26 protein-coding genes and 1 pseudogene are annotated in these 23,445 nt (G+C 35.9%); 23 read left to right on the top strand and 4 right to left on the bottom strand.

All coding sequences use genetic code 11. The features are described from left to right. Positions 1–31 precede the first annotated feature (31 nt). The 3 genes from AMET_RS18905 to AMET_RS18895 all read right to left on the bottom strand — a co-directional run bounded on the left by AMET_RS18905 (position 32) and on the right by AMET_RS18895 (position 3,387). Positions 32–760 carry a response regulator transcription factor gene (locus tag AMET_RS18905; RefSeq protein WP_330368612.1) on the bottom strand — a complete coding sequence of 243 codons (729 nt, stop codon included), beginning with the start codon at positions 758–760 and terminating at the stop codon, positions 32–34. 14 nt (positions 761–774) lie between these two features. Continuing rightward, positions 775–1,947, bottom strand: a complete 1,173-nt coding sequence (locus AMET_RS18900) for a histidine kinase (protein WP_242661328.1) — start codon at positions 1,945–1,947, stop codon at positions 775–777. Positions 1,948–2,232: 285 nt separating this feature from the next. After that, positions 2,233–3,387 (bottom strand): 1-propanol dehydrogenase PduQ, encoded by a 1,155-nt coding sequence (locus tag AMET_RS18895; RefSeq protein ID WP_012064917.1) that lies wholly within the window; start codon positions 3,385–3,387, stop codon positions 2,233–2,235. Between the two features lie 369 nt (positions 3,388–3,756). Here AMET_RS18895 and AMET_RS18890 point away from each other — a divergent pair, with 369 nt between their 5' ends. From AMET_RS18890 to AMET_RS18785, 22 genes and pseudogenes are all read left to right on the top strand, one after another. Further along, complete coding sequence (locus tag AMET_RS18890) at positions 3,757–4,674, top strand: choline kinase family protein (RefSeq protein ID WP_012064916.1); 918 nt, start codon at positions 3,757–3,759, stop codon at positions 4,672–4,674. Between the two features lie 324 nt (positions 4,675–4,998). Next, positions 4,999–6,132 carry a membrane protein gene (locus AMET_RS18885; RefSeq protein WP_012064915.1) on the top strand — a complete coding sequence of 378 codons (1,134 nt, stop codon included), beginning with the start codon at positions 4,999–5,001 and terminating at the stop codon, positions 6,130–6,132. Next, positions 6,119–6,385 carry a hypothetical protein gene (locus tag AMET_RS18880; RefSeq protein ID WP_012064914.1) on the top strand — a complete coding sequence of 89 codons (267 nt, stop codon included), beginning with the start codon at positions 6,119–6,121 and terminating at the stop codon, positions 6,383–6,385. Before AMET_RS18885 ends, AMET_RS18880 begins: the two co-directional genes overlap by 14 nt. A gap of 33 nt (positions 6,386–6,418) precedes the next feature. Further along, positions 6,419–6,718, top strand: coding sequence for a BMC domain-containing protein (locus AMET_RS18875; protein ID WP_012064913.1), 300 nt, complete (start codon positions 6,419–6,421; stop codon positions 6,716–6,718). 24 nt (positions 6,719–6,742) lie between these two features. Beyond that, positions 6,743–7,045 carry a BMC domain-containing protein gene (locus AMET_RS18870; RefSeq protein WP_012064912.1) on the top strand — a complete coding sequence of 101 codons (303 nt, stop codon included), beginning with the start codon at positions 6,743–6,745 and terminating at the stop codon, positions 7,043–7,045. 34 nt (positions 7,046–7,079) lie between these two features. Continuing rightward, on the top strand, positions 7,080–9,617 hold the full coding sequence (gene cutC / locus AMET_RS18865) for a choline trimethylamine-lyase (RefSeq protein ID WP_012064911.1): 2,538 nt from the start codon (positions 7,080–7,082) through the stop codon (positions 9,615–9,617). A gap of 130 nt (positions 9,618–9,747) precedes the next feature. Further along, complete coding sequence (gene cutD / locus AMET_RS18860; RefSeq protein ID WP_012064910.1) at positions 9,748–10,695, top strand: choline TMA-lyase-activating enzyme; 948 nt, start codon at positions 9,748–9,750, stop codon at positions 10,693–10,695. 41 nt (positions 10,696–10,736) lie between these two features. Beyond that, positions 10,737–11,090: a BMC domain-containing protein gene (locus tag AMET_RS18855; protein WP_012064909.1), complete on the top strand. Its 354-nt coding sequence runs from the start codon at positions 10,737–10,739 to the stop codon at positions 11,088–11,090. Continuing rightward, positions 11,087–11,536, top strand: coding sequence for a EutP/PduV family microcompartment system protein (locus AMET_RS18850; RefSeq protein ID WP_012064908.1), 450 nt, complete (start codon positions 11,087–11,089; stop codon positions 11,534–11,536). Before AMET_RS18855 ends, AMET_RS18850 begins: the two co-directional genes overlap by 4 nt. A gap of 10 nt (positions 11,537–11,546) precedes the next feature. Then, positions 11,547–12,185 carry a hypothetical protein gene (locus tag AMET_RS18845; RefSeq protein ID WP_012064907.1) on the top strand — a complete coding sequence of 213 codons (639 nt, stop codon included), beginning with the start codon at positions 11,547–11,549 and terminating at the stop codon, positions 12,183–12,185. Continuing rightward, a complete protein-coding gene (eutJ, locus tag AMET_RS18840; protein ID WP_012064906.1) occupies positions 12,167–13,012 on the top strand; it encodes an ethanolamine utilization protein EutJ in 846 nt (281 codons plus the stop codon). Before AMET_RS18845 ends, eutJ begins: the two co-directional genes overlap by 19 nt. A gap of 13 nt (positions 13,013–13,025) precedes the next feature. After that, positions 13,026–13,346: a BMC domain-containing protein gene (locus tag AMET_RS18835; RefSeq protein WP_012064905.1), complete on the top strand. Its 321-nt coding sequence runs from the start codon at positions 13,026–13,028 to the stop codon at positions 13,344–13,346. After that, positions 13,324–13,587 (top strand): EutN/CcmL family microcompartment protein, encoded by a 264-nt coding sequence (locus AMET_RS18830; RefSeq protein ID WP_012064904.1) that lies wholly within the window; start codon positions 13,324–13,326, stop codon positions 13,585–13,587. The genes AMET_RS18835 and AMET_RS18830 overlap by 23 nt, the downstream gene beginning before the upstream one ends. Before the next feature lie 15 nt (positions 13,588–13,602). After that, entirely contained in the window at positions 13,603–14,940 is a 1,338-nt protein-coding gene (locus AMET_RS18825) for a 4Fe-4S dicluster domain-containing protein (RefSeq protein ID WP_012064903.1), read from the top strand. Continuing rightward, the gene (locus tag AMET_RS18820; protein WP_012064902.1) at positions 14,933–15,481 is read left to right on the top strand and encodes a BMC domain-containing protein; all 549 of its coding nucleotides are present in this window, start codon (positions 14,933–14,935) and stop codon (positions 15,479–15,481) included. Before AMET_RS18825 ends, AMET_RS18820 begins: the two co-directional genes overlap by 8 nt. A 45-nt stretch (positions 15,482–15,526) precedes the next feature. Further along, on the top strand, positions 15,527–16,207 hold the full coding sequence (locus AMET_RS18815) for a cupin domain-containing protein (RefSeq protein WP_012064901.1): 681 nt from the start codon (positions 15,527–15,529) through the stop codon (positions 16,205–16,207). 10 nt (positions 16,208–16,217) lie between these two features. Next, positions 16,218–16,487, top strand: a pseudogene (locus AMET_RS27195) (BMC domain-containing protein); the annotation flags it as partial. A gap of 372 nt (positions 16,488–16,859) precedes the next feature. Then, positions 16,860–18,386: an acetaldehyde dehydrogenase (acetylating) gene (locus AMET_RS18805; protein ID WP_012064899.1), complete on the top strand. Its 1,527-nt coding sequence runs from the start codon at positions 16,860–16,862 to the stop codon at positions 18,384–18,386. Next, positions 18,387–19,043 carry a phosphate propanoyltransferase gene (locus AMET_RS18800; RefSeq protein WP_012064898.1) on the top strand — a complete coding sequence of 219 codons (657 nt, stop codon included), beginning with the start codon at positions 18,387–18,389 and terminating at the stop codon, positions 19,041–19,043. It begins immediately after the preceding gene. Between the two features lie 23 nt (positions 19,044–19,066). Continuing rightward, on the top strand, positions 19,067–19,366 hold the full coding sequence (eutM, locus tag AMET_RS18795; RefSeq protein ID WP_012064897.1) for an ethanolamine utilization microcompartment protein EutM: 300 nt from the start codon (positions 19,067–19,069) through the stop codon (positions 19,364–19,366). Between the two features lie 203 nt (positions 19,367–19,569). Continuing rightward, positions 19,570–20,319 carry a transposase gene (locus AMET_RS18790; RefSeq protein WP_242661499.1) on the top strand — a complete coding sequence of 250 codons (750 nt, stop codon included), beginning with the start codon at positions 19,570–19,572 and terminating at the stop codon, positions 20,317–20,319. Position 20,320: 1 nt separating this feature from the next. Next, positions 20,321–20,530, top strand: a complete 210-nt coding sequence (locus AMET_RS18785) for an effector binding domain-containing protein (protein WP_157047296.1) — start codon at positions 20,321–20,323, stop codon at positions 20,528–20,530. Positions 20,531–20,938: 408 nt separating this feature from the next. Here the strand turns inward: AMET_RS18785 and AMET_RS18780 are convergent, their stop codons facing one another. Further along, a complete protein-coding gene (locus AMET_RS18780) occupies positions 20,939–22,798 on the bottom strand; it encodes an IS1634 family transposase (protein WP_041720256.1) in 1,860 nt (619 codons plus the stop codon). A 294-nt stretch (positions 22,799–23,092) separates the two neighbouring features. On the opposite strand from AMET_RS18780, the gene AMET_RS18775 reads away from it, so the two are divergent. Beyond that, a complete protein-coding gene (locus AMET_RS18775) occupies positions 23,093–23,440 on the top strand; it encodes a helix-turn-helix transcriptional regulator (protein ID WP_012064895.1) in 348 nt (115 codons plus the stop codon). Positions 23,441–23,445 lie beyond the last annotated feature (5 nt).

Here is a 23,445-nt window from a genome sequence, read left to right as displayed (position 1 = left end):
TAAAATCGAAACAAAGAGCAGGGAATTGAAACTATTGATTCATTTTTTTGCGGTAAGCCTTAGGTGTCATATCCATATGAGAACAAAATACTCGATTAAAATATGAAGGGTCAGAAAAACCACATTCGGTAGCAATACGATAAACTGGATAATTGGTGGTCGCTAACAGTTTGCAAGCAAATTCCATTCTTAGTTTTACCACATACTCAGTAAAAGAAATCCTCACTTCTTTTTTGAAGGTTTGACTAAAATACTTGGGATTCATATAGATTTTTGATGCAACCATTTCTAACGTGAGCTTTTCTTTAAAATGCTCATTAATATAGGCAATAGAATCTTTGATAAAATGCTTATATTCATCGTTATTTACTGCTGGGGGTTTATCAAAGGAGTCACAATCTCTTGGAGTTTCAAGCATTTTGTTAAGAATACTTTTAATTTTAGCGGGTTTAATGGGCTTCAATAGATATTCATGGACATTAAGACGAATGGCTCTTTGGGCATAAGAAAAATCGGAATAGGCTGAAATGATAGCTATGCAGCTTTCAGGCAAAAAATTTCTTATTTCTTCAATAGCACTTAAACCATCTAATTCTGCCAACATTAAATCCATGATGATGATGTTAGGGCGGTGCTTTTTAGATAACTCTATAGCTTCCACTCCACTCTCGCAGGTAAGTAAAAAATCTTCTGGGTGTAATGCATCAGCGATAATGGACTTAAGGAATTCTTGTTCTAAGGTTTCGTCTTCAGCGATCATAACGACATTCATGATTAAACACCTCCAGGATGTTTCTTAGGAATGGTAATAGAAACAGTACTACCACTAAAATCTGATTTGACAATTTTCAAGCCATAGGCATTGCCATAATATTGCTTTAAACGTTTATCAGTACTTGAGAAACCATAACCAGAAGGACAATCTCCACGATGAATTTTGTTATAGACTTCTTGAGGAAACCCGTTCCCATTATCAGCAACAAAAATTATCAAAGTGTTTTTCATACTTTCTGCATAGATTTTTACTATACCTCCATCGCGATTGCCCGTAATCCCATGATTAATAGCATTATCAACAATTGGTTGTATGATCATGTTTGGTATTCTCATAGACTGAACTTGATCAGGCACATCAATGACGTAATCGAGACGGCTCCTAAAACGTACTTTTTGAATATGCAAATATTTTTCAATATTGTCAATTTCTGCTGCTACCGTATGAAGTTGATCTCCTTGGTTTAAATTGTAGCGCAATAGATCTGAAAGACAATAAATAAGTTCTTCGATCGTATGAGATTTTTCAAAGTAGGCGATTCTTGCAATACTATTTAACGTGTTGAATACAAAATGAGGATTGACCACCAAAGACATATTTTTTACTTCAAGGTCGATGATCTTTTTTTCTAGCATTTCTTTTTCGATCGATAGGGTAGAAACATGAGGCTTTTTTTCATTGATGGTATCCTTAAGGTCTAATGCGATGTTTTTAGCGATATGATGACAGAGTTGCTCATGGACGACAATTTTATTGCTTTCTACGGTTTTTAATGAGCCGATGGCTTTAGCAATGAATTCTAACTTTACATCGTTTTCCTTTGTAAAAGACTGGGCATTAACCATGTATTTTTTGTATTCATTCTCCTTTAAATATACTTGCATGCCCCCGATAAAACCCATGATTTCATTATCCACTTCGATAGGAAGAATAATGTTATTTAAACCATATTTACAAAAAAAATTATTATAATGACGATTTTTTATTTGTTTTCTATAGTCAGAGCAAACTGATTGACTACTTTCTTTACAGAGATTCGTGCAGAAATCAGGGGAGGAAATAAACTCATGCAAAATTTCGCCATTTCGATCCACCAAGAAAAGAGAAATATCGGATAACGAGAGAATTCCGCTATAGCGGTTATGAAAGTTTGAAACTATCATCTTTTTCATAGCATTATTTTCAGATATCATCGTGATTTAGCACCTCATTATATCAATCAATTTTAAAGCAATTCTTATGGAAAACAGTAAATAAATGATGAATATGGTTGAAGAATTAACGTTTCTGATAACGTTTGTAAAACAGAGATTGTTGTTTAATTGTAGTATGAAACTTTTTTAAAGTAAATTGTCTTATCATGAACATAATAGCAAAAATTGTCAGTCGTTACAATTAAAAAATAAGTAGGTTAGCAGAAAACAATCAAATATTAAAGAAAAAAAGGAAAGAGTGTGTTAAAACGATAACTCATAGCAATTACGATAAATCCTTACTAAATCTTCAATTGTGACTTTTCTAGGATTCGTTGGTGTGCACCGATCATTCAGAGCATTTTCAGCTAAGTAAGAGATTTGCGCATTTAAATCTAATTCATCAATACCAAATGATTTGAGATCTCTTTCTATATTTATAGAAGATTGAAGCTCCTTTACGGCAGCAATAAAATGATAAGCACCTTCTCTAACGGTTCTTGCTGGAAGATATAGTTGCTTGGCTAAATTAGAAAATTTATGAGCAGCAGTATTGTTAGCTTTACCATCTAAATCACCGTTATATCTCATAACTTCTTGTAAAACTAATGCGTTTGCTCTTCCATGGGAGATGTTGAAAGCTGAGCCCAAGGCATGGGCTAAACTGTGATTTATTCCAAGACCTGTATTAGAAAATGCCATACCAGCAATACAGGAAGCATTTAAAATTCGTCTTCTTGCAGCTGTATTATGAATATCTAAGTATACCGTTTCTAAATCTTCAAAAATAATTTTAATGGATTTCTCAGCTAGGGCGTCGGTAAAGTCTGTTGCTTTTGTAGAGATGTAAGCTTCGATGGCGTGAACTAGAACATCGATTCCTGTATCAGCCACAACATTTTTTGGAACATGTTGAATGCACGTTGCATCAAGCAATGCAATATCAGGAACGATAAGATCATCAATAATACAAATCTTTTGTCCATCGGAGGTAATTACAGAGAAATCAGTAACTTCTGAACCGGTTCCACTGGTAGAAGGAATTGCAATAAAAAGAGGCTTATGTTTTGACAAGTGGTTATCAGATAATTTAGCAGAATAATAAATAATTGCCTTTGCCGTATCAATAGCAGAACCTCCTCCCAATGCGATAATGATATCGGCATCTGTTTTTTTGTACTCTTTAATTCCATTACTAATTGTACTCGTGTCTGGATCGGGTTTTACTCCAGTGAAAACTGAGCAAGTAATTTTAGCATGCTTAAGATGTGAAATTGTTTTTTCTAAGTAGCCTAGCTTGTCCATGATGGAATCTGCAACAATGAAAGCTTTTTCTCCCTTAATACCTTTTAGAAATTCTAATGATTCTGATTCGTCATCATTAAAGTAAATCATAGAATCTATTTTGAATTGATTCATTATTTCATGACCTCCTATGTAATATGAGTCTTCAATCTAATGACAAGTTTCTTCATTAATAAATTGATATATATAATGGTATCATAGAAAAGTGACGATAAACTGGAAAATAGTCACCTGGTTATATAACTATTTATTCTGTTTTTTAAATAAAGTTGGATAAAGTCTAGATTATTGTAGAAATGTTATAAGTTGTTGGCGAAATTCCATAAACTTAGTTGAAGGGTTGCGTAAAAGCCTATCATTAAGTTATAATCATATTTTAAGTTATGTAAAGCTTATAAAACAACATGTTGATATAATATATACGTTTTGCTATAATGGAGCGAGTAAATGTAAAAGGTTGATTGTAAGGATGGAGGATAGGAAATGAGCATAGAGGCTGTAGTAGAAAAAAAATTACAAACTTATTTCCAAGATGATTCAATCGAATTTGATAAATCACGATTTGCTGGAGGATTAACAAATTACAACTATATCATGCAAATTAAAGGAACGGAGTATGTGATTCGTCAACCGGGAGGGATGACGAATAAAATGATTGATCGAAAAGTGGAAAAAGAAAATAATCGTATTGCTTCTCAAATGGGAATTAATTCAGAATGTGTATATTTTGATGAAGAAAGTGGAACAAAGTTTAGTAAGTACATCCCAAACAGTGAAAATATTGCAAACTTGAACCCAAACTCCCCCCAAAATATAGAAGCAGTATCTGAAATTATGAGGAAAATTCATCAAAGTAAATACACTTTTTCCAATGAATTCGACTTTAAGTCTGAGTTAGATAAGTACGAATCACTGGTAGAAGAGTTAAATGGTAGCTTTTTCTTTGATTATTTGGAGCATAAAGAACAATTATTTGAATACATGGAAAATCATCTGACTGAAATGAACTTTCTACCATGTCATAATGATACGGTTCCTGAAAATTTTATTATGGACAAAGATGGGGTGGCTTATCTTGTTGACTGGGAGTATTCTGGCATGAATGATCCAAACTGGGATATTGCTGCATATATACTAGAATCAAGACTAACCCAAGAAGGCGTCGAAAACCTTTATAAAAGCTATTATCAAAGAGTGCCAAATGATAAAGAATTAGGGAATATCAAATGTTATATTCTTGCTCAAGATCTACTGTGGACGGTTTGGGCTTTAATTCGACATTACAATGGAGATGACTTTCTCCAATATTGCTATATGAGATATGAACGCTTTAAAAAGAACATAAGGGAAATGAACAATGAAGCAGAATACCCCATAGCAACTATGGCTGATTATAATTAGCCCAAGGATAAAAAAACAATAAATAACACTTTAAAACTTCCTGTATATAAGGAAGTTTTTTTTGACTAAGAATTTATGGGAGAATTCCCACTATAAAAAATGAAAGATGTAACGATAAAATACAAAGATGACAAAAATCCATTTAATCTAAAAACTATGTAGAAATAATACTGTAAATAAAAACGATTTCTGCAATGCCAGAAGAATTAGATGGGCTATAATGGGCTTAAGCTATTTTCAGAATATTTGTTGAAGGGTGGCATCATCGCAAAGGCACTAAATAAAGAAGGATAAAAAAATGAACAAGAGGGGGAGTTTTGAGTTATGAGTCAAGCAGAAAATGTGGCAAATCCGTCTTACGTAAAAAACTCAAATGTATCAGCACGGATAGCTAAAAAGGAATTGTCAGCAAAATTTTTTAAAAAAGGAATTACCATAGGCTTGTTATCGGGGTTAACCTATGGGATGTTCGCAGCTTTTATTACTCTAGGGATGTCTAGGGGGGTCTGGGCAGACTGGTATGGGGCAAACAGTACTGGGCTTTCAGCTTTTACGGTAGTATTTATTTTGGGAGCTTTAGGAACAGCAGTGAACGACATTTGTAGTGCGATATGGGCATTATTAAACAACGGCATTAAAGGGAAATTAGGAGATTTTTTTAGAACGATAAATACAAAACCAGGAAGAATGATTATGGTTGCTGCATTGCTTGGTGGACCGATTGCCAATGTAGCGTATATTGTTGCGATTCAATTAGCGGGTTCCATTGCGATTCCCATCACTGCCCTTTGTCCTGCTATTGGAGCAATATTAGGAAGAGTATTATACAAGCAAGAATTAAATAAAAGGATGTCCGTGGGAGTATTAATCTGTGTAACGGCTAGTATTATCATTGGAAGTATTGGTATTGGAGGAGATGCTGCTGATAGCGTTGGATTAGGTTTAATCGTGGCTTTGGTGGCAGCCTTAGGATGGGGATTTGAAGGAGTGCTGGCTGGATATGGATCAGCTATGGTGGATTCTGAAATTAGTATCACTGTTAGACAAGTTACTTCTGGATTAGCAAATATTTTCATCTTATTACCGATTTTAGGGTTCATTGCTGGAGGAATTTCTATTCCCTTTGAGCTTGCAGGACAAGCATTTACTAGTGGTTCAGCCATGATTTGGTTTGCAGTATCCGGGTTCTTTGCCTTCATTTCATTTATGTGGTGGTACAAAGGAAATAGTATGACGGGAGCTGCTTTAGGAATGGCAACTAATGGAACTTACTCATTCTTTGGTCCACTTTGTTGCTGGATATTATTGGGTGTGATTATTGGAGAACCAGGTTGGAGTTTAACTGCATTAGAATGGTTTGCAGCGATCATGATGGCTTTTGGAATCTTAGTAATTGCTATGAATCCAATGGATTTATTCCATAAAGACAAGGAGGAAATAATCGATGAAACCGCTTAATTACGCTATTTTAAAACATTTTACAAAGGTGAAAGAAGCTTCAGCTGAAGATGTAATTGATGCGCTTCGAGGAGAATATGGAAAATTCAAAGCTCTTAACAAAGAGGAAGTAATTAACGCGCTAATGACGGCTGAAGCCAATGGATTATTAGAAGAAAGCAGGTTTGAGTTAAACAACAAAGGGGAGCTAAGAATTTATTTTCGAGCCCATGCAGAAGGAGAAGAAGTAATCAATAATTTTATTGAAAGCTAAATAAAGATTACATTCGAAAGGATGAAGAAAAAAATGAGGTATCACGGTGAGGAAGCACTAGGTCTTATAGAAACAATTGGAATGGTTCCTGCAGTAGAAGCAGCAGATAAGATGTTGAAGGCTTCGAATGTAGAAATTGTAGCCTATGAAAATATCGGTTCAACATTAGTTACAGTGATGATCAAAGGGGATGTAGCAGCAGTAAAAGCTGCAGTAGAAGCTGGGGCGACTGCTGCTTCTACTATAGGGAAGTTAACAGCGCAACATGTTATGCCTAGACCCATAGAAAATATAGGTCACATTGTTTCTATTTATGACATTGATAATAAATAAAAAGGATTAGGGGTGAAGACAACGATGAATAATTACAAAGCCTTGGGTTTAATCGAAACCTTTGGGATTGTTTTCGTACTAGAAGCAGCGGATGCCATGTGTAAAGCAGCAGATGTGGATCTAATTGGATTTGAAAATGTGGCGTCGGGTTATATTTCTGTTCTGGTTAGAGGGGATGTAGGAGCTTGTAAAGCTGCAGTAGAAAGTGGGATAAGAGCAGTTAAAGAAATGGGGTCTGAGGTTTATAGTTCTTTAGTAATTCCTAGTCCCCATCATGATATTGAAAAAATCATTTCCCGTTACAGCCTAGAAACACTTAATCCATAAAATGAGAAAATTAAGGAAATTGGAGGGATGAAGCTTGAATATTCGAGAATTCTCAATTAAATTCGTAGAAGCCACTAAAAATATGTCAGAAGAAGAACGAAATGCTTTGAAGAAAATTTTTCAAGGAATCACACAAGAAATTCCAAAAGAAGACACAGATATTTCTTTATATAGAGAAAATCATCAGGGAATTCCTACGGGAATTACAGAACGATTAAAAACCTTAAAAGACAACTACTTAAAATGGAAGCCATCGATTTCCATTCACCGAGCGCGAGCCATTACAAAAATTGCAAAAGAAAACCCTGGAATGCCAAAAATATTGTTAAGAGCTAAAAGCTTCCGTTATTGTTGTGAAACGGCTCCCTTAGTAATTCAAGACCATGAACTGATCGTCGGTGCTCCATGTGGTGCTCCGCGAGCGGGGGCATTTTCACCGGATATTTCATGGAGATGGCTAGAGGAAGAGTTAGATACCATTGCCAATAGGTCTCAAGATCCTTTTTATATCTCTGAAGAAGATAAAAAAGAATTGGTAGAGGAGATCTTCCCTTATTGGAAAGGGAAATCTGTGGACGAGCACAGTGAGGATCAATTTAGGGAAGCGGGTGTTTGGGAAATTTCAGGAGAATCCTTTGTATCCGACTGTTCCTATCATGCACTAAATGGTGGTGGGGACTCCAATCCAGGATATGATGTGATTTTAATGAAAAAAGGAATGCTTGATATCCAAGAAGAAGCGAAGGAAAAGCTTAATGAGCTAAGTTATGAAAATCCAGAGGATATAGAAAAAATATATTTTTACAAGTCTGTAATCCAAACAACTGAAGGGGTTATGGTTTACGCTAGAAGGTTGTCGGAATATGCTATGGAATTAGCCCAAAAAGAAAGCAATCCTAACCGTAAAGCGGAACTGATGAAAATTGCGGAAGTAAACAAAAGAGTTCCTGCGCATAAACCAAACAACTTTTGGGAAGCAATTCAATCGGTATGGACAGTAGAATCCTTACTTGTTGTAGAGGAAAATCAAACAGGGATGTCCATTGGAAGAGTAGATCAGTACATGCACCCATTCTTTGAGCAAGATCTTAAAAATGGAAACTTAAGTGAGTATGAAGCTTTTGAATTAGCGGGCTCCATGTTAATTAAGATGTCAGAAATGATGTGGTTAACAAGTGAAGGTAGTTCCAAGTTCTTTGCGGGTTATCAGCCATTCATTAATATGTGTGTAGGTGGTGTGACAAGAGAAGGATTAGATGCAACCAATGATCTGACTTATCTATTGATGGATGCCGTTCGACATGTGAAGATTTATCAACCTTCATTAGCAACAAGGATCCACAGTAAATCTCCTAAAAAATACTTAAGGAAAATTGTGGATGTGGTTCGATCTGGAATGGGGTTCCCAGCTTGTCATTTTGATGATGTACATATCAAAATGATGCTGGCAAAGGGGGTTTCCATCGAAGATGCAAGAGATTACTGTTTAATGGGCTGTGTGGAACCTCAAAAATCAGGGCGTTTATATCAGTGGACTTCAACGGCGTATACTCAGTGGCCAATTTGTATAGAGCTTGCTTTAAATAAAGGAATTCCTCTCTGGTATGGAAAGAAAGTTTGTCCAGACACAGGGGATGTAGATGGGTTTGCCTCTTATGAAGATTTTGAAAAGGCCGTAAAAGAGCAAATCAATTACATTACGAAATTAAGTAGTATTGCTACAGTAATTACACAAAGAGTACACCGAGAATTAGCTCCAAAACCTCTGATGTCTATTATGTACGAAGGTTGTATGGAAAAAGGAAAAGATGTTTCTTCAGGAGGAGCGATGTACAACTTTGGTCCAGGAGTGGTTTGGAGTGGACTAGCTACTTATGTAGATTCCATGGCGGCAATTAAAAAGCTAGTATTTGATGAAAAGAAATACACATTTAAACAGCTAAATGAAGCGTTAAATAAAGATTTTGAGGGCCACGAAGAGCTAAGAAATGATTGCTTAAAAGCGCCTAAATACGGAAACGATGACGACTATGCTGACTTAATTGCTGTGGATTTAGTCAATTATACAGAAAATGAGCATCGAAAGTATAAAACGCTTTACTCAGTATTAAGCCATGGTACACTGTCTATTTCAAATAATACACCTTTTGGGCAATTAACTGGAGCCTCTGCTAATGGCAGGAAAGCCTGGGCACCGTTGTCCGATGGAATAAGTCCAACTCAAGGAGCTGATTTCAAAGGACCTACTGCAACCATTAAATCCGTTTCAAAAATGGCTTGTGACAATATGAATATTGGTATGGTACACAATTTTAAACTTATGTCTGGCTTGCTAGATACTCCTGAAGGGGAAGAAGGAATTGTAACATTACTTCGAACTGCTTCTATGCTAGGGGTAGGAGAAATGCAGTTTAATTACCTAGACAATGAAACGTTAATTAAAGCACAGAAAAATCCTGAACAATATCGGGACTTGATCGTACGAGTAGCTGGTTATAGTGCTTTCTTTGTGGAACTATGCAAAGACGTTCAAGACGAGATCATAAGTCGAACCATGTTAACAAAAATTTAAACAAACTTTTAATGAAAAAAACTTATTTAAAACACACCTTCAAGGGATGCTTTACCTATAAAATTCATAAAAAGGTTCAGCGTCTCTTAGGGGAAAGACTAAGGAATCTAGATTATAGGAGACTCTAAATATGAGCTATTGTACAAAAAATACAATAAAAGATACAGGAAGGATATTCAACATCCAAAAGTATAATACCTATGATGGGCCAGGGGTTAGAACTCTAGTGTTTTTCAAAGGGTGCCCATTAAGATGTAAATGGTGCTCAAATCCAGAGGGGTTGGAAAAGGACTTCGAAGTTCTTTTTGATGAAAAGATATGCAGTAGGTGTCAAACTTGTGTTGCAGTATGTCCTGTTGGGATTCATAGTGCTCAAGGGGGAAAACACTTAATTGATCGCAGCAAAACCTGCATTGGGTGCCGGAAATGTGAAGAAGAATGTCAAAAGAACGCAATATCCATTATGGGGGAAGACAAAACTGTAGAGGAACTTCTTGAGATTATTGAAGAAGATTCACCCTTTTATGATTTATCAGGGGGAGGGGTGACTCTAGGTGGAGGCGAAGTCTTGATGCAATCTGATTTTGCAGGGCAGCTCTTAAAAGCATGTAAGAAGGAATGGATTCATACAGCTATTGAGACAAGTGGTTATGTGAATTCTGAAAATCTATTGAAATTAGCGGAAAATGTAGATTTATTTCTTTATGATCTAAAGCATATTAACTCTGAAAAGCATTATCAGTGGACAGGTGTGTATAATGATAGAATTTTCGATAATTTAAAAGAGCTTCTCAACAGGAAGTATAATGTTAAAATTAGAATGCCTCTTTTAAAAGGGGTGAATGATCGAAAGGAAGACATTGATAAGCTGATGAGATTTATTGAGCCCTATAAAAATTATGAAAACTTTAAAGGAATTGATTTATTACCTTATCATAAACTCGGAGTAAACAAATATAGATTATTAGATAAAACCTACCCCATTGAGGGAGATCCTAGTTTAAATAAAGAGGATTTAAAGAAGATCGAGAGTTGGATAGAAAAATACGATTTACCCGTTACGGTAATTCTTCATTAATCGTAGGTGGATAGCATAAAAAAGAAGGAATGAGGAGAATGATGGGAGATGTTGGAGAAAAATCGATGCAAAGAGTAATACAAGAATCTGTACCAGGAAAACAAGTAACGATTGCTCATATTATTGCATCGCCCATGAATGGGATTTATGAAAGATTAGGAATTGAAGAAAATGAAGCCATAGGAATACTCACGATTACTCCTTACGAAGCTTCGATTATTGCAGCTGATATTGTAACGAAAAGTGCAGATGTGGAGATTGGTTTTTTAGATCGATTTACAGGTTCTTTAATTGTCACTGGGGATGTACAATCGGTAGAAACCGCATTAAACAGTGTAAATGAAACCCTAAAGGAACTTTTAAACTTCACGATTCCTAAGGTAACCAGAACATGAGAAAAAAAAGAGTGATGATTATTGGTCCGAAACAAAGTGGAAAAACCTCATTGGCTAGGATACTGAATCATAGCAATCAAAGGATGAAAAAGTCTCAAGACATCATCTATGATAAAAACACGATTGATATTCCCAGTTCTTTTATAGAAAATCCATCGATGTATAAACACCTCATTGCTTTAGCACAAGATGCATCCCACATTTTAATCTTAGTGGACCAGATAAGTCCTATTAATTTGTATCCGCCAGGTTTCGCAAAATCATTCAATTCTCCGGTCATCGGTGTGATCACAAAGGTAAACAAGGACATAGAAAATGAAGATTTGTGCAAAAAATACCTAAAAATGGCAGGTGTATCTGAGCCGTATTATTATCTTAATACGAAGGAGCACACAGGGATTTCACTACTCAAATGTCGGTTAAAATTAAGTGAAGTTCACTGGTAAAGGGGAAATAATGATGAATTTCATTACAGAAGAAGAACTGAGGAGCAAAAAACATGTAGAGCCTTTTACGATTTACAGAATGAAAAGTGGAGAAAAATTAACACCTAGTGCCAGACAGTATTTGCTAGATCAAAAGATCGATATCGTGGAAGTATCTGAAACTACAATAAAAAAGACTAGTTATTTTGAAAATTGGGTTGAAAAACAATTGAAATGGCTAGGATCTGAGATTTTACTGGTAGCCGTAGAACTTTTTGAAAAGGATCCTAAGGTTGTGGAGGAATTGATAAAAATCAAGAAGCATTTCAGTGGAAAAGATAATGCATGTTCTTCTATAGAAGAACATTCATTTATTGATTGTCATGGGATGAAGTTTGAGGGGCGATGGTTAAATCAAGATGATTGCTTTGAAATCTCTGAAGAACACCTAAAAAATCCCAAAGGTAAAGAAATGCTTTTACTCCATGGACTGCGGTCTAAAATAAGAGGGGTTGAGGCAGGAATCTTGTTGGAACTACATTGTAACAGTAAAGAATCTAATGAAGCGTTATCACAAGAAATTTTACAAAAATTGTATCTATGCATGAACCGTTTATCACAAATGATTTGTATGGGTTATGGAGGTGAAAAATGTCACAAAAATCATTGAATCATCATAACAGTGATTTATTTGTTAAAGAATTTGAAAAAGTGATAGAAAAACCCAAAACAGAAAAATCAAAGGTATATTATACAGGAATTGATTTAGGAACAGCCTGTGTTGTGATCTCCGTGCTTAATGAATATCATCAACCCGTGGCAGGAGCATACAAATATGCGGATGTGGTTCGCGATGGCATGGTAGTAGACTATATCGGAGCGATAAAAATTGTACGGGAACTAAAACAAGAAATCGAAGAGAAACTAAAGACAGAGTTAATATATGGAGCAGCCGCAATTCCACCTGGAACCGATGTTTTAGATTCTGGGGTAGTAAGAAATGTAGTGGAGGCAGCTGGGTTTGTTTTGACAAATGTTTTAGACGAACCAACTGCTGCAAACAAAGTACTAAATATCCAAAATGGTGCAGTGGTAGATATAGGAGGCGGTACTACTGGGATATCTATCTTAAAGGATGGGGAAGTAGTTTATATTGCCGATGAAGCCACAGGTGGCACGCATTTTTCTTTAGTACTTTCGGGTTCATATGGGTGGCCCTTTGAAGAAGCAGAAGTGTTTAAGCGAGAAAAGAAAAATCACAAGGAAATATTACCAATTTTAAAGCCAGTCATTGAGAAGATCTCATCTATTATTAGCAGACATACTGATCACCGGGATGTTAGGGAAATTCATTTGGTTGGTGGAACATCTTGTTTAACGGGGATTGAAAAAATCATTGAGAAAAGAACTGGGATTACCACCTATAAACCTCGCAATCCTATGTTTGTCACACCGTTAGGTATTGCGTTGAGTTGCACCCAAGAAGAATTAGAATAGGAGAGAAGGGGCAATGGAACTAAAAATCATCAAATCGCCAACAAAAGGAACCCTAGATATATTGAATAAAAGACTAGGACTAAATGCCAAAGGAGACATTTTAGAAGCAGATGCTTTGGGATTGATGCAAGGAAAAATGATTGATATGATCCATGCTTCAGACATTGCTGAAAAAACTGCAGGCGTAATGGTCTCCGACATCAATGGAAGCTGTCCTCAAAATATGATTATGATTGCAATCTGGGGAGACACTTCCTCGGTTGAATCTGCATTCGATGAGATCAAAAGAGAACTTGGAAAGGAGAAAACCTATGCTAATTGGAAAACTCATTAATAATGTATGGGCAACAAAAAAGGCCCATGCCCTCGATGGATTTAAATTCATGTTAGCAGAAGAAATCCAAGGTTCAAACAAAGGGAGAAGATTTATCGTTGTAGATATCGTTGGTGCAGGTATTGGTGATGTGGTAATTGTTTGTACAGGATCAGGAGCAAGAAAAATGCTTTGCAATGATGAGTTGCCAGTAGATGCAGCAGTTGTAGGGATTGTTGATGAAGATTGTAACTTTAAATAATGCAGGAGGCTAAAGATGAATCTTCGGGATCAGATAAAAGAAGCAGGTGTCATTGGAGCTGGTGGTGCTGGTTTTCCAACCCATGTGAAACTCGATGCAAAAGCTGAATTCGTTCTTTTGAATGGCGCAGAATGTGAACCCCTACTAAGGGTAGATCAACAGCTGATGGAATATTTTCCAGAAGAAGTCATTAAGGGTTTAGAAAAAGCGAGACAGCATGTTAAAGGGAAAAAAGCATTGATCGGAATTAAGGAAAAACACACCAAGGTAATTGACAAATTAGAAAGAAAAATTAAAGAATTACAAGTAGAATCAACGGTGGAAATTAAAAAAATGGCTGACGTTTATCCAGCTGGAGATGAACAGGTTTTAGTTTATGAGCTTACAGGGAGGGTTGTTCCTGAAGCTGGAATACCCATTCATGTAGGTTGTGTCGTGATCAATTCTGAAACAGCACTAAATATTCACAGAGCCATCAATCAAGATCCAGTTACACACAGTTATATCACTGTTTCAGGTGACGTGCCCAACCCCTTAACGGCAAAAGTACCCGTAGGAATGAAAATTATCGATGCTTTAAAATTGACGGGTATCAATGATTTTCAAAACCATCGAGTTATTGATGGTGGCCCGATGATGGGAAGAGTGCTGGAATCTTTAGAAGGATCAGTAACTAAGAAAAGCAAAGGATACATTGTTCTTCATAAAGATCACTATTTAATCAAGAAAAAAACTGTAACCTGGAAACAAAGTAGGCGTATAAACAGATCGGCCTGTGAACAATGTCGCTTATGTACTGACTTATGTCCGCGTTTTTTGATTGGTCATAGCATACAACCTCATAAAATTATGAATGCATCCAATTACTTAACACCAAATATGAATCATTTAAAAAGAGTTCAACTTTGTTGTCAGTGCAATTTATGTGAGCTTTTCGCATGTAAATCTGGGCTTTATCCCCAAAGGAATAATACTTTTTTTAAAGAGGAGTTAGCAGAGCATAAAGTGAAATACCAACCTCAAGAAAAATCTTATAAACCCCATGAAATACGTGAATATAGAATGGTTCCAAGTAAAAGACTGGTAGCCCGTTTAGGATTAAGCAAATTCGATGAAAAAGCACCATTGATAAAAGAGGAAGTAAGGGTAGATGAAGTGATTATATCAATGCGCCAGCATGTAGGAGCACCATCGAATCCGATTGTATCAGTTAACGATGAAGTACAGCTAGGTCAAATGATCGGGAGAGCTCCTGATGGAAGCTTAAGTGCTAGTACTCATGCTAGTATATCTGGAAAAGTGTCAAGTGTTGAGAAAGATTTCATTGTTATAAGGGGTGAAAAGTATGTCTAAGGCCATTGGAATGATGGAGCTTCTAAGCATTTCTCGAGGCATTTATGTAGCGGATCAGATGTTAAAAACTTCAGAAGTGGAGATTATCACAGCGGGATCTACCTGTCCAGGAAAATACATTGCTATTGTCCATGGTGATGTGGCATCAGTAGAAGACGCTGTGGCAGTTGGAATCCATGAGGGAGCAGAACACGTAATTGACTCTATTGTCATACCCAATATTGATTCTCAAATCTTTTCAGCGATTGTTGGCGCAACCATGCCAGAATCGATTCAAGCCTTGGGAATACTTGAATCTTTTGATTTAGCAACCATGATAATTTCCGCAGATGCGATATTAAAAGCAGCAGAGTTAGAACCTATAGAATTGCGTCTGGGAAATGGTCTAGGAGGAAAGTCATTTTTTGTTTTCACAGGAGATGTAGCAGCTGTTGAGACAGGAATTCAAGCAGGTCTAGGGGTAGCAAAAGAACATGGACCCATTGTAAATGTGGAAATGATTCCATCACCTTCGAAATCTTTATTGACATCGATTCTTTAATCGATCTTAATCAATGCACAAAATATAAAGAGAGGATGTGAAAAAATGAAGAGCTTAATCTGTGCAAGGGATGTGGAAGTAACCCATGACAAAGGGGTAAAAACAATCCTTGTTGATGAGAACACCATCATCACTCCATCCGCAAAAGATGTTGCTAAGGCTATGGAAGTTCAGTTTGTTTATCAAGAAGAAAATTGCAGTGATTTGATGTTCCAAAATGAATTTGAAGATCCAAAGATTTCAAACAAGGAAAATACTGAGTTAGACAGTGAAATGATTTACAAAGCTTTATTAGTATTGAAAAACCAAGGTTTGCTAGAAAACATCATTAACTCTGTTTTAGGTGAGCAGCCCTATTCTTATGAGAAGGCTTCTAATGGTATTAAAGTTGTACGTGGTCAGTCAGTGAAGTTCAAACCTTCGTATATGGGAGTGGAAAATCATCAGTTAAAATCCCAAGAATTAGTGGGTAAAGATGAAGGAACTATGAATTCAGGATTTTTTATCATTGATCACACGAGTTTTTATAAAAAAGTGGAATGGGAAGAGATGAATTATATTACAGAAGGATCCGTCTCTATTTCCATCGATGGACATAAAATCCACGCAAATAAAGGTGATGTGGTCCATATACCGGCAGGTTCTAGCGTGACCAGAGCATCAATGGACAAAGCAAAAGTGTTTTATACCATATGCCAAAATGTTAAAAGTAAAGTGATGGCATAATGAGGAGGCGTTGACCATGGAGGCCTTGGGTTTAATTGAAACAAAAGGACTTATCGCTGCAATAGAAAGTGCAGATGCAATGCTGAAAGCTGCTAATGTAAAGTTACTAGAGAAAACTGAAGTAGGTGGAGGCTTAGTTACGATTGTGGTCAGTGGTGATGTTGGAGCTGTAAGCGCTTCTGTAGAGGCAGGTGCTGTAGCCGCCCAGAGAGTAGATGAAAATTCGTTGATATCAAAACATGTAATTCCAAGACCCGATCATGAACTAAGGAACATCATTGCTACGAAGGAACAAGAGGAATCAAAAAACATGTTAGAAGAAAAAAAAGAAGATGTTCAGCTTATAGATCAAGAGAAAGAAGAGAAAGAAGAAGTAGTGGTAGTGGATACTGTTCCTAAAGAAGAAAAGTCTTTAGATAACAAGATATCTATCGATGCAATGGTTGTAGAAGTTGGTCTAAAGAAAATAATGGAAAAATTAAGCCGCAAGAAAGTCGTAGAATTAAGGGATTTAGTGAGACAGTATACAGACTTTGGCATCACAGGTAGGGGTATTTCAAGCGCAAACAAGAAAAAATTGCTCAGTGAGCTACAGAAATATTATCAGAAGAAATAATAAAACCTAAGAGATTTGAGTAAAGGAGGAGGAGCTTTGGAAGATTTTGATCGAGATTTACGCTCTATACAAGAAGCAAGGGTCTTGGCAACAAAAGGGAAAATCGCATCTAATCAAATTTCAGAGTATAGTAAAGAGCAAATAGAAAAAATTATTTGCAATATGGTTAAAGTAGCAAAAGAAAATGCCGTCATGCTTGCAGAAATGGCAGTAGATGAGACGGGTTTTGGTACAGTTAAAGACAAAACTTATAAAAATCATATGGCTTCTGTAATGCTATATGAGGAAATTAAAGACATGAAAACCATTGGTATAATCGATGAAGATCAAGAAAAACAAGTGATTGATTTAGCAGAACCTATGGGTTTGCTAATGGGGATTATTCCATCTACTAACCCAACTTCAACAGCAATTTTTAAATCGATTATCTCCATAAAGTCCCGAAATGGGATTGTGTTTTCACCTCATCCTGCATCATTGAAATGTACCGTGAAAGCCATCCAATTAATGAATGATGCAGCCGTTCAAGCGGGAGCGCCAGAAAATATTATCAGTAGCATTACGACACCTAGTGTAGAAGCTACCAATGCGTTAATGAAACATAAGAATATTGCTTTAATTATTGCTACAGGAGGGCCAGGAATGGTAAAAGCCTCTTATAGCGCAGGGAAACCAGCTTTAGGGGTTGGGGCAGGGAATTCACCTGCATACATTGAAAAATCAGCAAATATACCGAAGGCCATAAGCAATATTATTGCAAGTAAAACCTTTGATCATGGGACCATTTGTGCATCTGAACAATCGATTATTGTTGAGGAAAGCAACAGTGATGAAGTGATAGAAGAACTTAAAAAACAAGGTGCATATTTTATGACGGAGGAGGAAACAAAGCGAGTTTGCAAAATAATATTTAAAGATGGACATACCATGAATGCAAACTTTGTTGGAAAACCCCCTCAAGTAATTGGCGATGCAGCAGGAATTGTTATCCCTCAAGGGACAAAGTTATTAGTAGGAGAACAAAAAGGGGTAGGAACAGGGTTTCCACTATCTTACGAAAAGCTAACTACAGTAATTGCTTTTTATAAGGTGAAAGATTGGGAAGAGGCATGTAACTTAAGTATTGATTTACTCCAAAATGGGATAGGACATACGATGTGTCTTCATACGGAGGATCGAGAAATGGTTATGAAGTTCGCTAAAAAACCAGCATCTCGTATTCTTGTAAATACAGGTGGAGCACAAGGCGGTACTGGTGCAAGTACAGGGTTATTTCCATCATTTACCCTTGGGTGTGGAACCTGGGGAGGGAGTTCAACCTCTGAAAATGTTTCACCTATGGATTTAATCAATATTAAACGCGTCGCTTATGGACTATCGGATTGCGCAACGCTAGCATCACGAGATAGAACTTTTAACTATTTTGATGTTGAGAAGAATAATCTTGATATTCCCAAAAATTGTGAAGAATCAATGCAAAACAACGATTCTACAGACATTGACAATGACAAGCTTGTGAAAATGGTATATGAGCTAGTGGAAGCAATGAAAGGGGCTAATTAAATGAGTGCTCATGAAGAAGTATTAGCGCTTTTATTAGAAGTAATAAAAAATAACACTTCTTCTAATGATTCTACAGTACCTAAAGACCCTGAAGAAATCCCTGTAGGGGTATCGAATCGACATGCTCATCTCTCTCAATCCGATGTAGATAAATTGTTTGGTACAGGCTATCAGCTCACAAAATCTAAAGATTTATCACAACCAGGTCAATATGCTTGCAAAGAAACACTTATTCTCTGTGGACCTAAAGGCTCTATCGAAAAAGTTCGAATTCTAGGTCCAGTTAGAAGGAGTACCCAAGTGGAGGTTTTAGCAAGTGATAGTTATAAGTTAGGCGTTCATCCTGAAGTGCGTTTATCTGGAGACCTCGAGGGAACTGATGGGATAACACTTGTGGGTCCTAGGGGAGCTTCGATGATGAGTAAGGGATTAATTATTGCCAAAAGGCATATTCATATGCATTGCAAGGAGGCGAAAGCCTTTGGAGTAAGTGATGGTCAAGTGGTTGCAGTTGAAGTTTGTGGCAATCGAGGTGGAGTTTACAATCATGTTGAAATCAGAGCGACAGAAAACTCAGCAATAGAGTTTCATGTGGATATGGAAGAAGCAAATGCAATGGGTATCAATGGTTTTTCTAAAGTTAAAATAAAAAAATAATAAAAAATTAGGAGGAATGAAAAATGAAGTATGATGCATTAGGAATGATTGAAACAAAAGGGTTAGTGGGATCAATTGAGGCGGCAGACGCTATGGTAAAGGCGGCAAATGTGAGTTTAGTAGGAAAAGAGCAAATTGGTGCAGGTTTAGTAACTGTTATGGTGAGGGGCGATGTAGGTGCTGTGAAGGCAGCAACAGATGCAGGTGCATCAGCGGCTAAAAGAGTTGGTGAGTTGATTTCTGTACACGTAATTCCGCGTCCTCATGGAGAAGTAGAAACAATTCTTCCTATGAAAAAGGCATCTAAAGAAGTTATGAAATAATTAGAAAATGAGGGATTAGCGCAACGTTCAAAAAAATGAATCAAAGTATTTTTAGGTTTAAGTATTAAAAAATGAGCTCAAAGATGTAGAAGATATGTCTTTGGGCTTTAGTAAAAGTCAAAGAAGTCAAAGTCAAGTCAAATAAGTCAAAGGGACGCTTTGATTGACACGTATAGTTGATAATGATAAGATAATCACGGGTGATGAAAATGCCAAGAAATGCTAGAGAAAAAAGCCAAACAGGAATATATCATGTAATGATGCGGGGTATAGATAAAAGGAACATTTTCATAGCAGAGGATGATTATGATAAATTCTTGCATTATATTGAAAGAGCTAAGGGGAAAAGCGATATTTCTTTAGTCGCTTATTGCTTTATGACTAACCATGTTCATTTACTTATAAAAGAGGGTAAGGAAGAAATAGGGAATACCATCAGAAGGATAAGTGTGGGGTATGCACAATATCATAATAGAAAACATGGAAGAACTGGCCATCTGTTTCAAAACAGATATCAGAGTGAAGCAGTGAATGATGATAATTATCTATTGGTAGTATTGCGATATATCCATCAAAATCCAGTGAAAGCAGGTATAATTAAGACTATATGTGATTATAAATGGAGCAGTTATGCTGATTATCTGAATCTTCATCGTAGCACTATAGTTGACAGGGATATTGCCATGGGATATTTTATTGATACAGATGAATTTATAAAATTTCATAGCCAACAGAATACTGATTATTGTTTAGATTACGAAGAGAGGAAAAGATATACTGATGATGAATTAAAAGAATGTATAAAAAGCATTGTAGAGATGGAAAATTTGCATCTTATAGAGAATCAAACAAGAGACATAATATTAAAAAGAATCAAACAAGAGACCGGCGCCAGTATTAGACAACTTGAGAGGGTATTGGGTATTGGGAGGAGTATTATTCAAAAAGCTTAATGTGTCGAACAAAGCGTCCCCGAGACTTTGTGCTGTTGGAAGTTTTATGGTAGAACCAAGTGAATACGACAAAGCCTTGTATTATATGTATGGCAAATGGCTTCCCACAAGTGGTCAAAAACCTGATGACAGATTTTCTCTTGAACATTACCCTAAAGTGGAAGAACAGGGAGACAAACGTCTAGTAGAGATTTATATACCGATTGTTTGAGAGTGGCTCAACAAGTGTTAATCCCATATTGTGGAAAGAGCACTGGGTTATAGTGGGAAAAAATTAAAATATTCCCCAGGGGGGTACTGATTTTTCTGCGAAATATTATCACCATTCTACCAAAAACCATGTGGAGTGTGTCTGTCTGCTTGAGCAAAAATAGCCAATATAATCAAGGGATTGAGGGGTTAATCATTCGAAAAGAGCTCCGCTGCCTTCAATGGCTTGAATGACGTCATAAAAGTTTATCTATAACCCTCGGCATACGTTCATAGGAACATATCGAGGGTATATTTTTGAATAAAAAATGAGTCTAAAACCTGACTTCGGAACATCATTCATAATAAAAAGTGCTGAAGCCATCTGTTTACAGAGGTTTCAGTACTTTTTATTTTTGTTTTGCACTCACTACATCTTTTTAATTATATTGGAGATTTCATTACTCAGTAGAACATTCTTTTCAATTTTAAATATGTCTTGGTTTATTTTGCTCTTAAATAATTTGTCTGAGATCATATATAATTTGTCTACTTTGTAATCAATCTCATCTATAACAAACCCTTCTAGACCATTGATTATTTCATGGGTAGATATTTCAACGTTTTTCTCTTCTAATTTATACTCTAATACTCTCTGGATGACTAAGGCCAAATAACAAATTAAAAAATGTGACCGGATTCTTCGTTCTTTAAAGTGATACACAGGTCTTGCTTTTAAATTTGTTTTTAATATTCTGAAGGACTCTTCAATTTTATACAGGGATTTATAAGCCACCATTATATCTGCTGGATTCATCTCTACTTTATTGGTAACGATGTAAAAATATCCGAAATTCTCTTGTTCTTGTTTAATTTTTTCTTCATCGATCTCAATGTTTATTTTCTCTTTAGGATTATCAACAGCTTTGTAATACTTGCTTTTAGATTTAGTTGTTGAATTAATTGTAAAATCTTTTATATTTTTTTTCGCTCTTTCAAGCATTTTATCTTGTTTAAACATCTCCCGTTCTTTGTAGACATCTGAATATTTTTTTATGATTAATTCATCATAGGTTTCATCATTGTGACTCACTTTTCTTTTACTGGTGATATAGCCGCTTTTATATTTAGCCTCGGCTTTAGAAGTGATGTTCCAAGATGAATTGAATTTCTTCTCTTTTAGATCTTTAGGCACTGCACTGCCCTTAGAACCTACAATGTAGTTAAGCCCTTTGCCACGGATCATTTCTAAGTTAGCCCTTGAATTTAAGCCTCTGTCAGCAACGATAATAATTTCTTTTATGGTGTAATTATTTAATATATCGTCAATGACCTCTTCCATGGTATGTAATTCATGTTTGTTGCCTTTGAAAAGCCTATAGGAAATAGGGATGCCATTTGTGTCTATTAATAAACCCATAACCACTTGTGTTTCATTTCTTTTATTATCCTTACTCATGCCTCTTTCTCTAAAACCGTCTTCATCAAAAGACTCAAAGTAATAGGTTGTGCAGTCATAAAAGGCTAAAGATATATTTCTTTCTGGAACAATCTTTTCCATATGTTTATTGAGATGTTTGAAAAGTTTGTTTTCATTCATTTCAAAATTACTATCATAAGACGTTATTAGTTCTTCTAATTCGTGAGAGGTATTGTTTATGTTAGTTTCTAATATTTTTTTAGCCTCTGAATCAACGGTATCTAAGAGAATCTCCATATCGTTTATGACTTGAATGCCATCTTGTAACGCTTTAGATTTATGTTTATTAAATCCAGAAAAAACATCCAAAGAGGAATAAATATTATCGTTATTTACAAAATTAAAATCATACAGGAAATCATCCTTTCTAGTAGCTACTTCAAGCTTACTAGAAGGATTGAATAATCTACCAAGTACTTGATAGAACATCATATCGCTAAAAGAATAATCAAGTTTAGAGTCTTTGACCATCTTAGAAAAGAAACTTTGTAATTTCAATTGGTTAAAGATTTCTAAGTATGGTAGATAGCCAATATTTTTATGCTTAAGAGAAAGCTTATCTTTTGACATGGATACAATAAAATCTTCAAAGTTTTCAAATCCTCGAGAAGCTTCATCTAGTCTAATCATTTCTTTTAGCTCAGCTTCAGCTTGCACAAGAGCTTTCTTACCTGATTTAGAATCCAAATCATGAGTACCAAAACCTTTAATCTGAATTTTTTTTGATTTCTTAGTTTCAGGATCTCTAATCCCCTTAGCAATTGATATGAAATACTTACCATTTGGTCTTTTAGATTTACTAATATACATGCACAATCCCTCCATAAAATCCCTCTAACTACATTATACATCATATTATTCACCACGACAAGTCGTGGGCGTAAATAAACAAAAAAATAATGAGAAATGTTCAAATTTAAACATTTACTCATCATTTGTTCTGAATTTATGTTCTGAAGTCAGGAGAGCTCCGCTGCCTTCAATGGCTTGAATGACGTCATAAAAGTTTATCTATAACCCTCGGCATACGTTCATAGGAACATATCGAGGGTATATTTTTGAATAAAAAATGAGTCTAAAATCAGGGAGGTGAGTGGATTGCAGATGAAACGGCTTTTTGAAATTGTATATATTCTATTGAGTAAAGGTAGGGTTACAGCGAAAGAACTGTCAGAGCGTTTCGAAGTATCACAACGTACTATTTACAGAGATTTAGAGTCGCTTAGCATTGCAGGGATTCCGGTATATACTGAGAAGGGGAGGAGAGGCGGCATTAGTCTGCTCCCTGAATTTACATTGAATAGATCTCTTTTAACTGAACAAGAACAAGAAGAGATTATTTCTGCCCTACAAGCGCTAGAAGCGGTTAAACCCAAGGAAACGACTCAGGTTTTAACAAAATTATCAGCTGCTTTTAACTTAATACAACAAGAAGTCCCCTATCCTCTATAGGTGGG

The sequence above is a fragment of the Alkaliphilus metalliredigens QYMF genome, from assembly GCF_000016985.1.
Taxonomy (GTDB): domain Bacteria; phylum Bacillota; class Clostridia; order Peptostreptococcales; family Natronincolaceae; genus Alkaliphilus_A; species Alkaliphilus_A metalliredigens.
This window is presented reverse-complemented; position numbering and strand designations above follow the sequence as displayed.

What these genes read in the sequence shown, in the direction of transcription:
- AMET_RS18905 (WP_330368612.1), bottom strand. Translation starts at nt 760, where the DNA reads ATGATCGCTGAAGACGAAACCTTAGAACAAGAATTCCTTAAGTCCATT.
- AMET_RS18900 (WP_242661328.1), bottom strand. Translation starts at nt 1,947, where the DNA reads ATGAAAAAGATGATAGTTTCAAACTTTCATAACCGCTATAGCGGAATT.
- AMET_RS18895 (WP_012064917.1), bottom strand. Translation starts at nt 3,387, where the DNA reads ATGAATCAATTCAAAATAGATTCTATGATTTACTTTAATGATGACGAA.
- AMET_RS18890 (WP_012064916.1), top strand. Translation starts at nt 3,757, where the DNA reads ATGAGCATAGAGGCTGTAGTAGAAAAAAAATTACAAACTTATTTCCAA.
- AMET_RS18885 (WP_012064915.1), top strand. Translation starts at nt 4,999, where the DNA reads ATGAGTCAAGCAGAAAATGTGGCAAATCCGTCTTACGTAAAAAACTCA.
- AMET_RS18880 (WP_012064914.1), top strand. Translation starts at nt 6,119, where the DNA reads ATGAAACCGCTTAATTACGCTATTTTAAAACATTTTACAAAGGTGAAA.
- AMET_RS18875 (WP_012064913.1), top strand. Translation starts at nt 6,419, where the DNA reads ATGAGGTATCACGGTGAGGAAGCACTAGGTCTTATAGAAACAATTGGA.
- AMET_RS18870 (WP_012064912.1), top strand. Translation starts at nt 6,743, where the DNA reads ATGAATAATTACAAAGCCTTGGGTTTAATCGAAACCTTTGGGATTGTT.
- cutD (WP_012064910.1), top strand. Translation starts at nt 9,748, where the DNA reads ATGAGCTATTGTACAAAAAATACAATAAAAGATACAGGAAGGATATTC.
- AMET_RS18855 (WP_012064909.1), top strand. Translation starts at nt 10,737, where the DNA reads ATGGGAGATGTTGGAGAAAAATCGATGCAAAGAGTAATACAAGAATCT.
- AMET_RS18850 (WP_012064908.1), top strand. Translation starts at nt 11,087, where the DNA reads ATGAGAAAAAAAAGAGTGATGATTATTGGTCCGAAACAAAGTGGAAAA.
- AMET_RS18845 (WP_012064907.1), top strand. Translation starts at nt 11,547, where the DNA reads ATGATGAATTTCATTACAGAAGAAGAACTGAGGAGCAAAAAACATGTA.
- eutJ (WP_012064906.1), top strand. Translation starts at nt 12,167, where the DNA reads ATGTCACAAAAATCATTGAATCATCATAACAGTGATTTATTTGTTAAA.
- AMET_RS18835 (WP_012064905.1), top strand. Translation starts at nt 13,026, where the DNA reads ATGGAACTAAAAATCATCAAATCGCCAACAAAAGGAACCCTAGATATA.
- AMET_RS18830 (WP_012064904.1), top strand. Translation starts at nt 13,324, where the DNA reads ATGCTAATTGGAAAACTCATTAATAATGTATGGGCAACAAAAAAGGCC.
- AMET_RS18825 (WP_012064903.1), top strand. Translation starts at nt 13,603, where the DNA reads ATGAATCTTCGGGATCAGATAAAAGAAGCAGGTGTCATTGGAGCTGGT.
- AMET_RS18820 (WP_012064902.1), top strand. Translation starts at nt 14,933, where the DNA reads ATGTCTAAGGCCATTGGAATGATGGAGCTTCTAAGCATTTCTCGAGGC.
- AMET_RS18815 (WP_012064901.1), top strand. Translation starts at nt 15,527, where the DNA reads ATGAAGAGCTTAATCTGTGCAAGGGATGTGGAAGTAACCCATGACAAA.
- AMET_RS18800 (WP_012064898.1), top strand. Translation starts at nt 18,387, where the DNA reads ATGAGTGCTCATGAAGAAGTATTAGCGCTTTTATTAGAAGTAATAAAA.
- eutM (WP_012064897.1), top strand. Translation starts at nt 19,067, where the DNA reads ATGAAGTATGATGCATTAGGAATGATTGAAACAAAAGGGTTAGTGGGA.
- AMET_RS18790 (WP_242661499.1), top strand. Translation starts at nt 19,570, where the DNA reads ATGAAAATGCCAAGAAATGCTAGAGAAAAAAGCCAAACAGGAATATAT.
- AMET_RS18780 (WP_041720256.1), bottom strand. Translation starts at nt 22,798, where the DNA reads ATGTATATTAGTAAATCTAAAAGACCAAATGGTAAGTATTTCATATCA.
- AMET_RS18775 (WP_012064895.1), top strand. Translation starts at nt 23,093, where the DNA reads ATGAAACGGCTTTTTGAAATTGTATATATTCTATTGAGTAAAGGTAGG.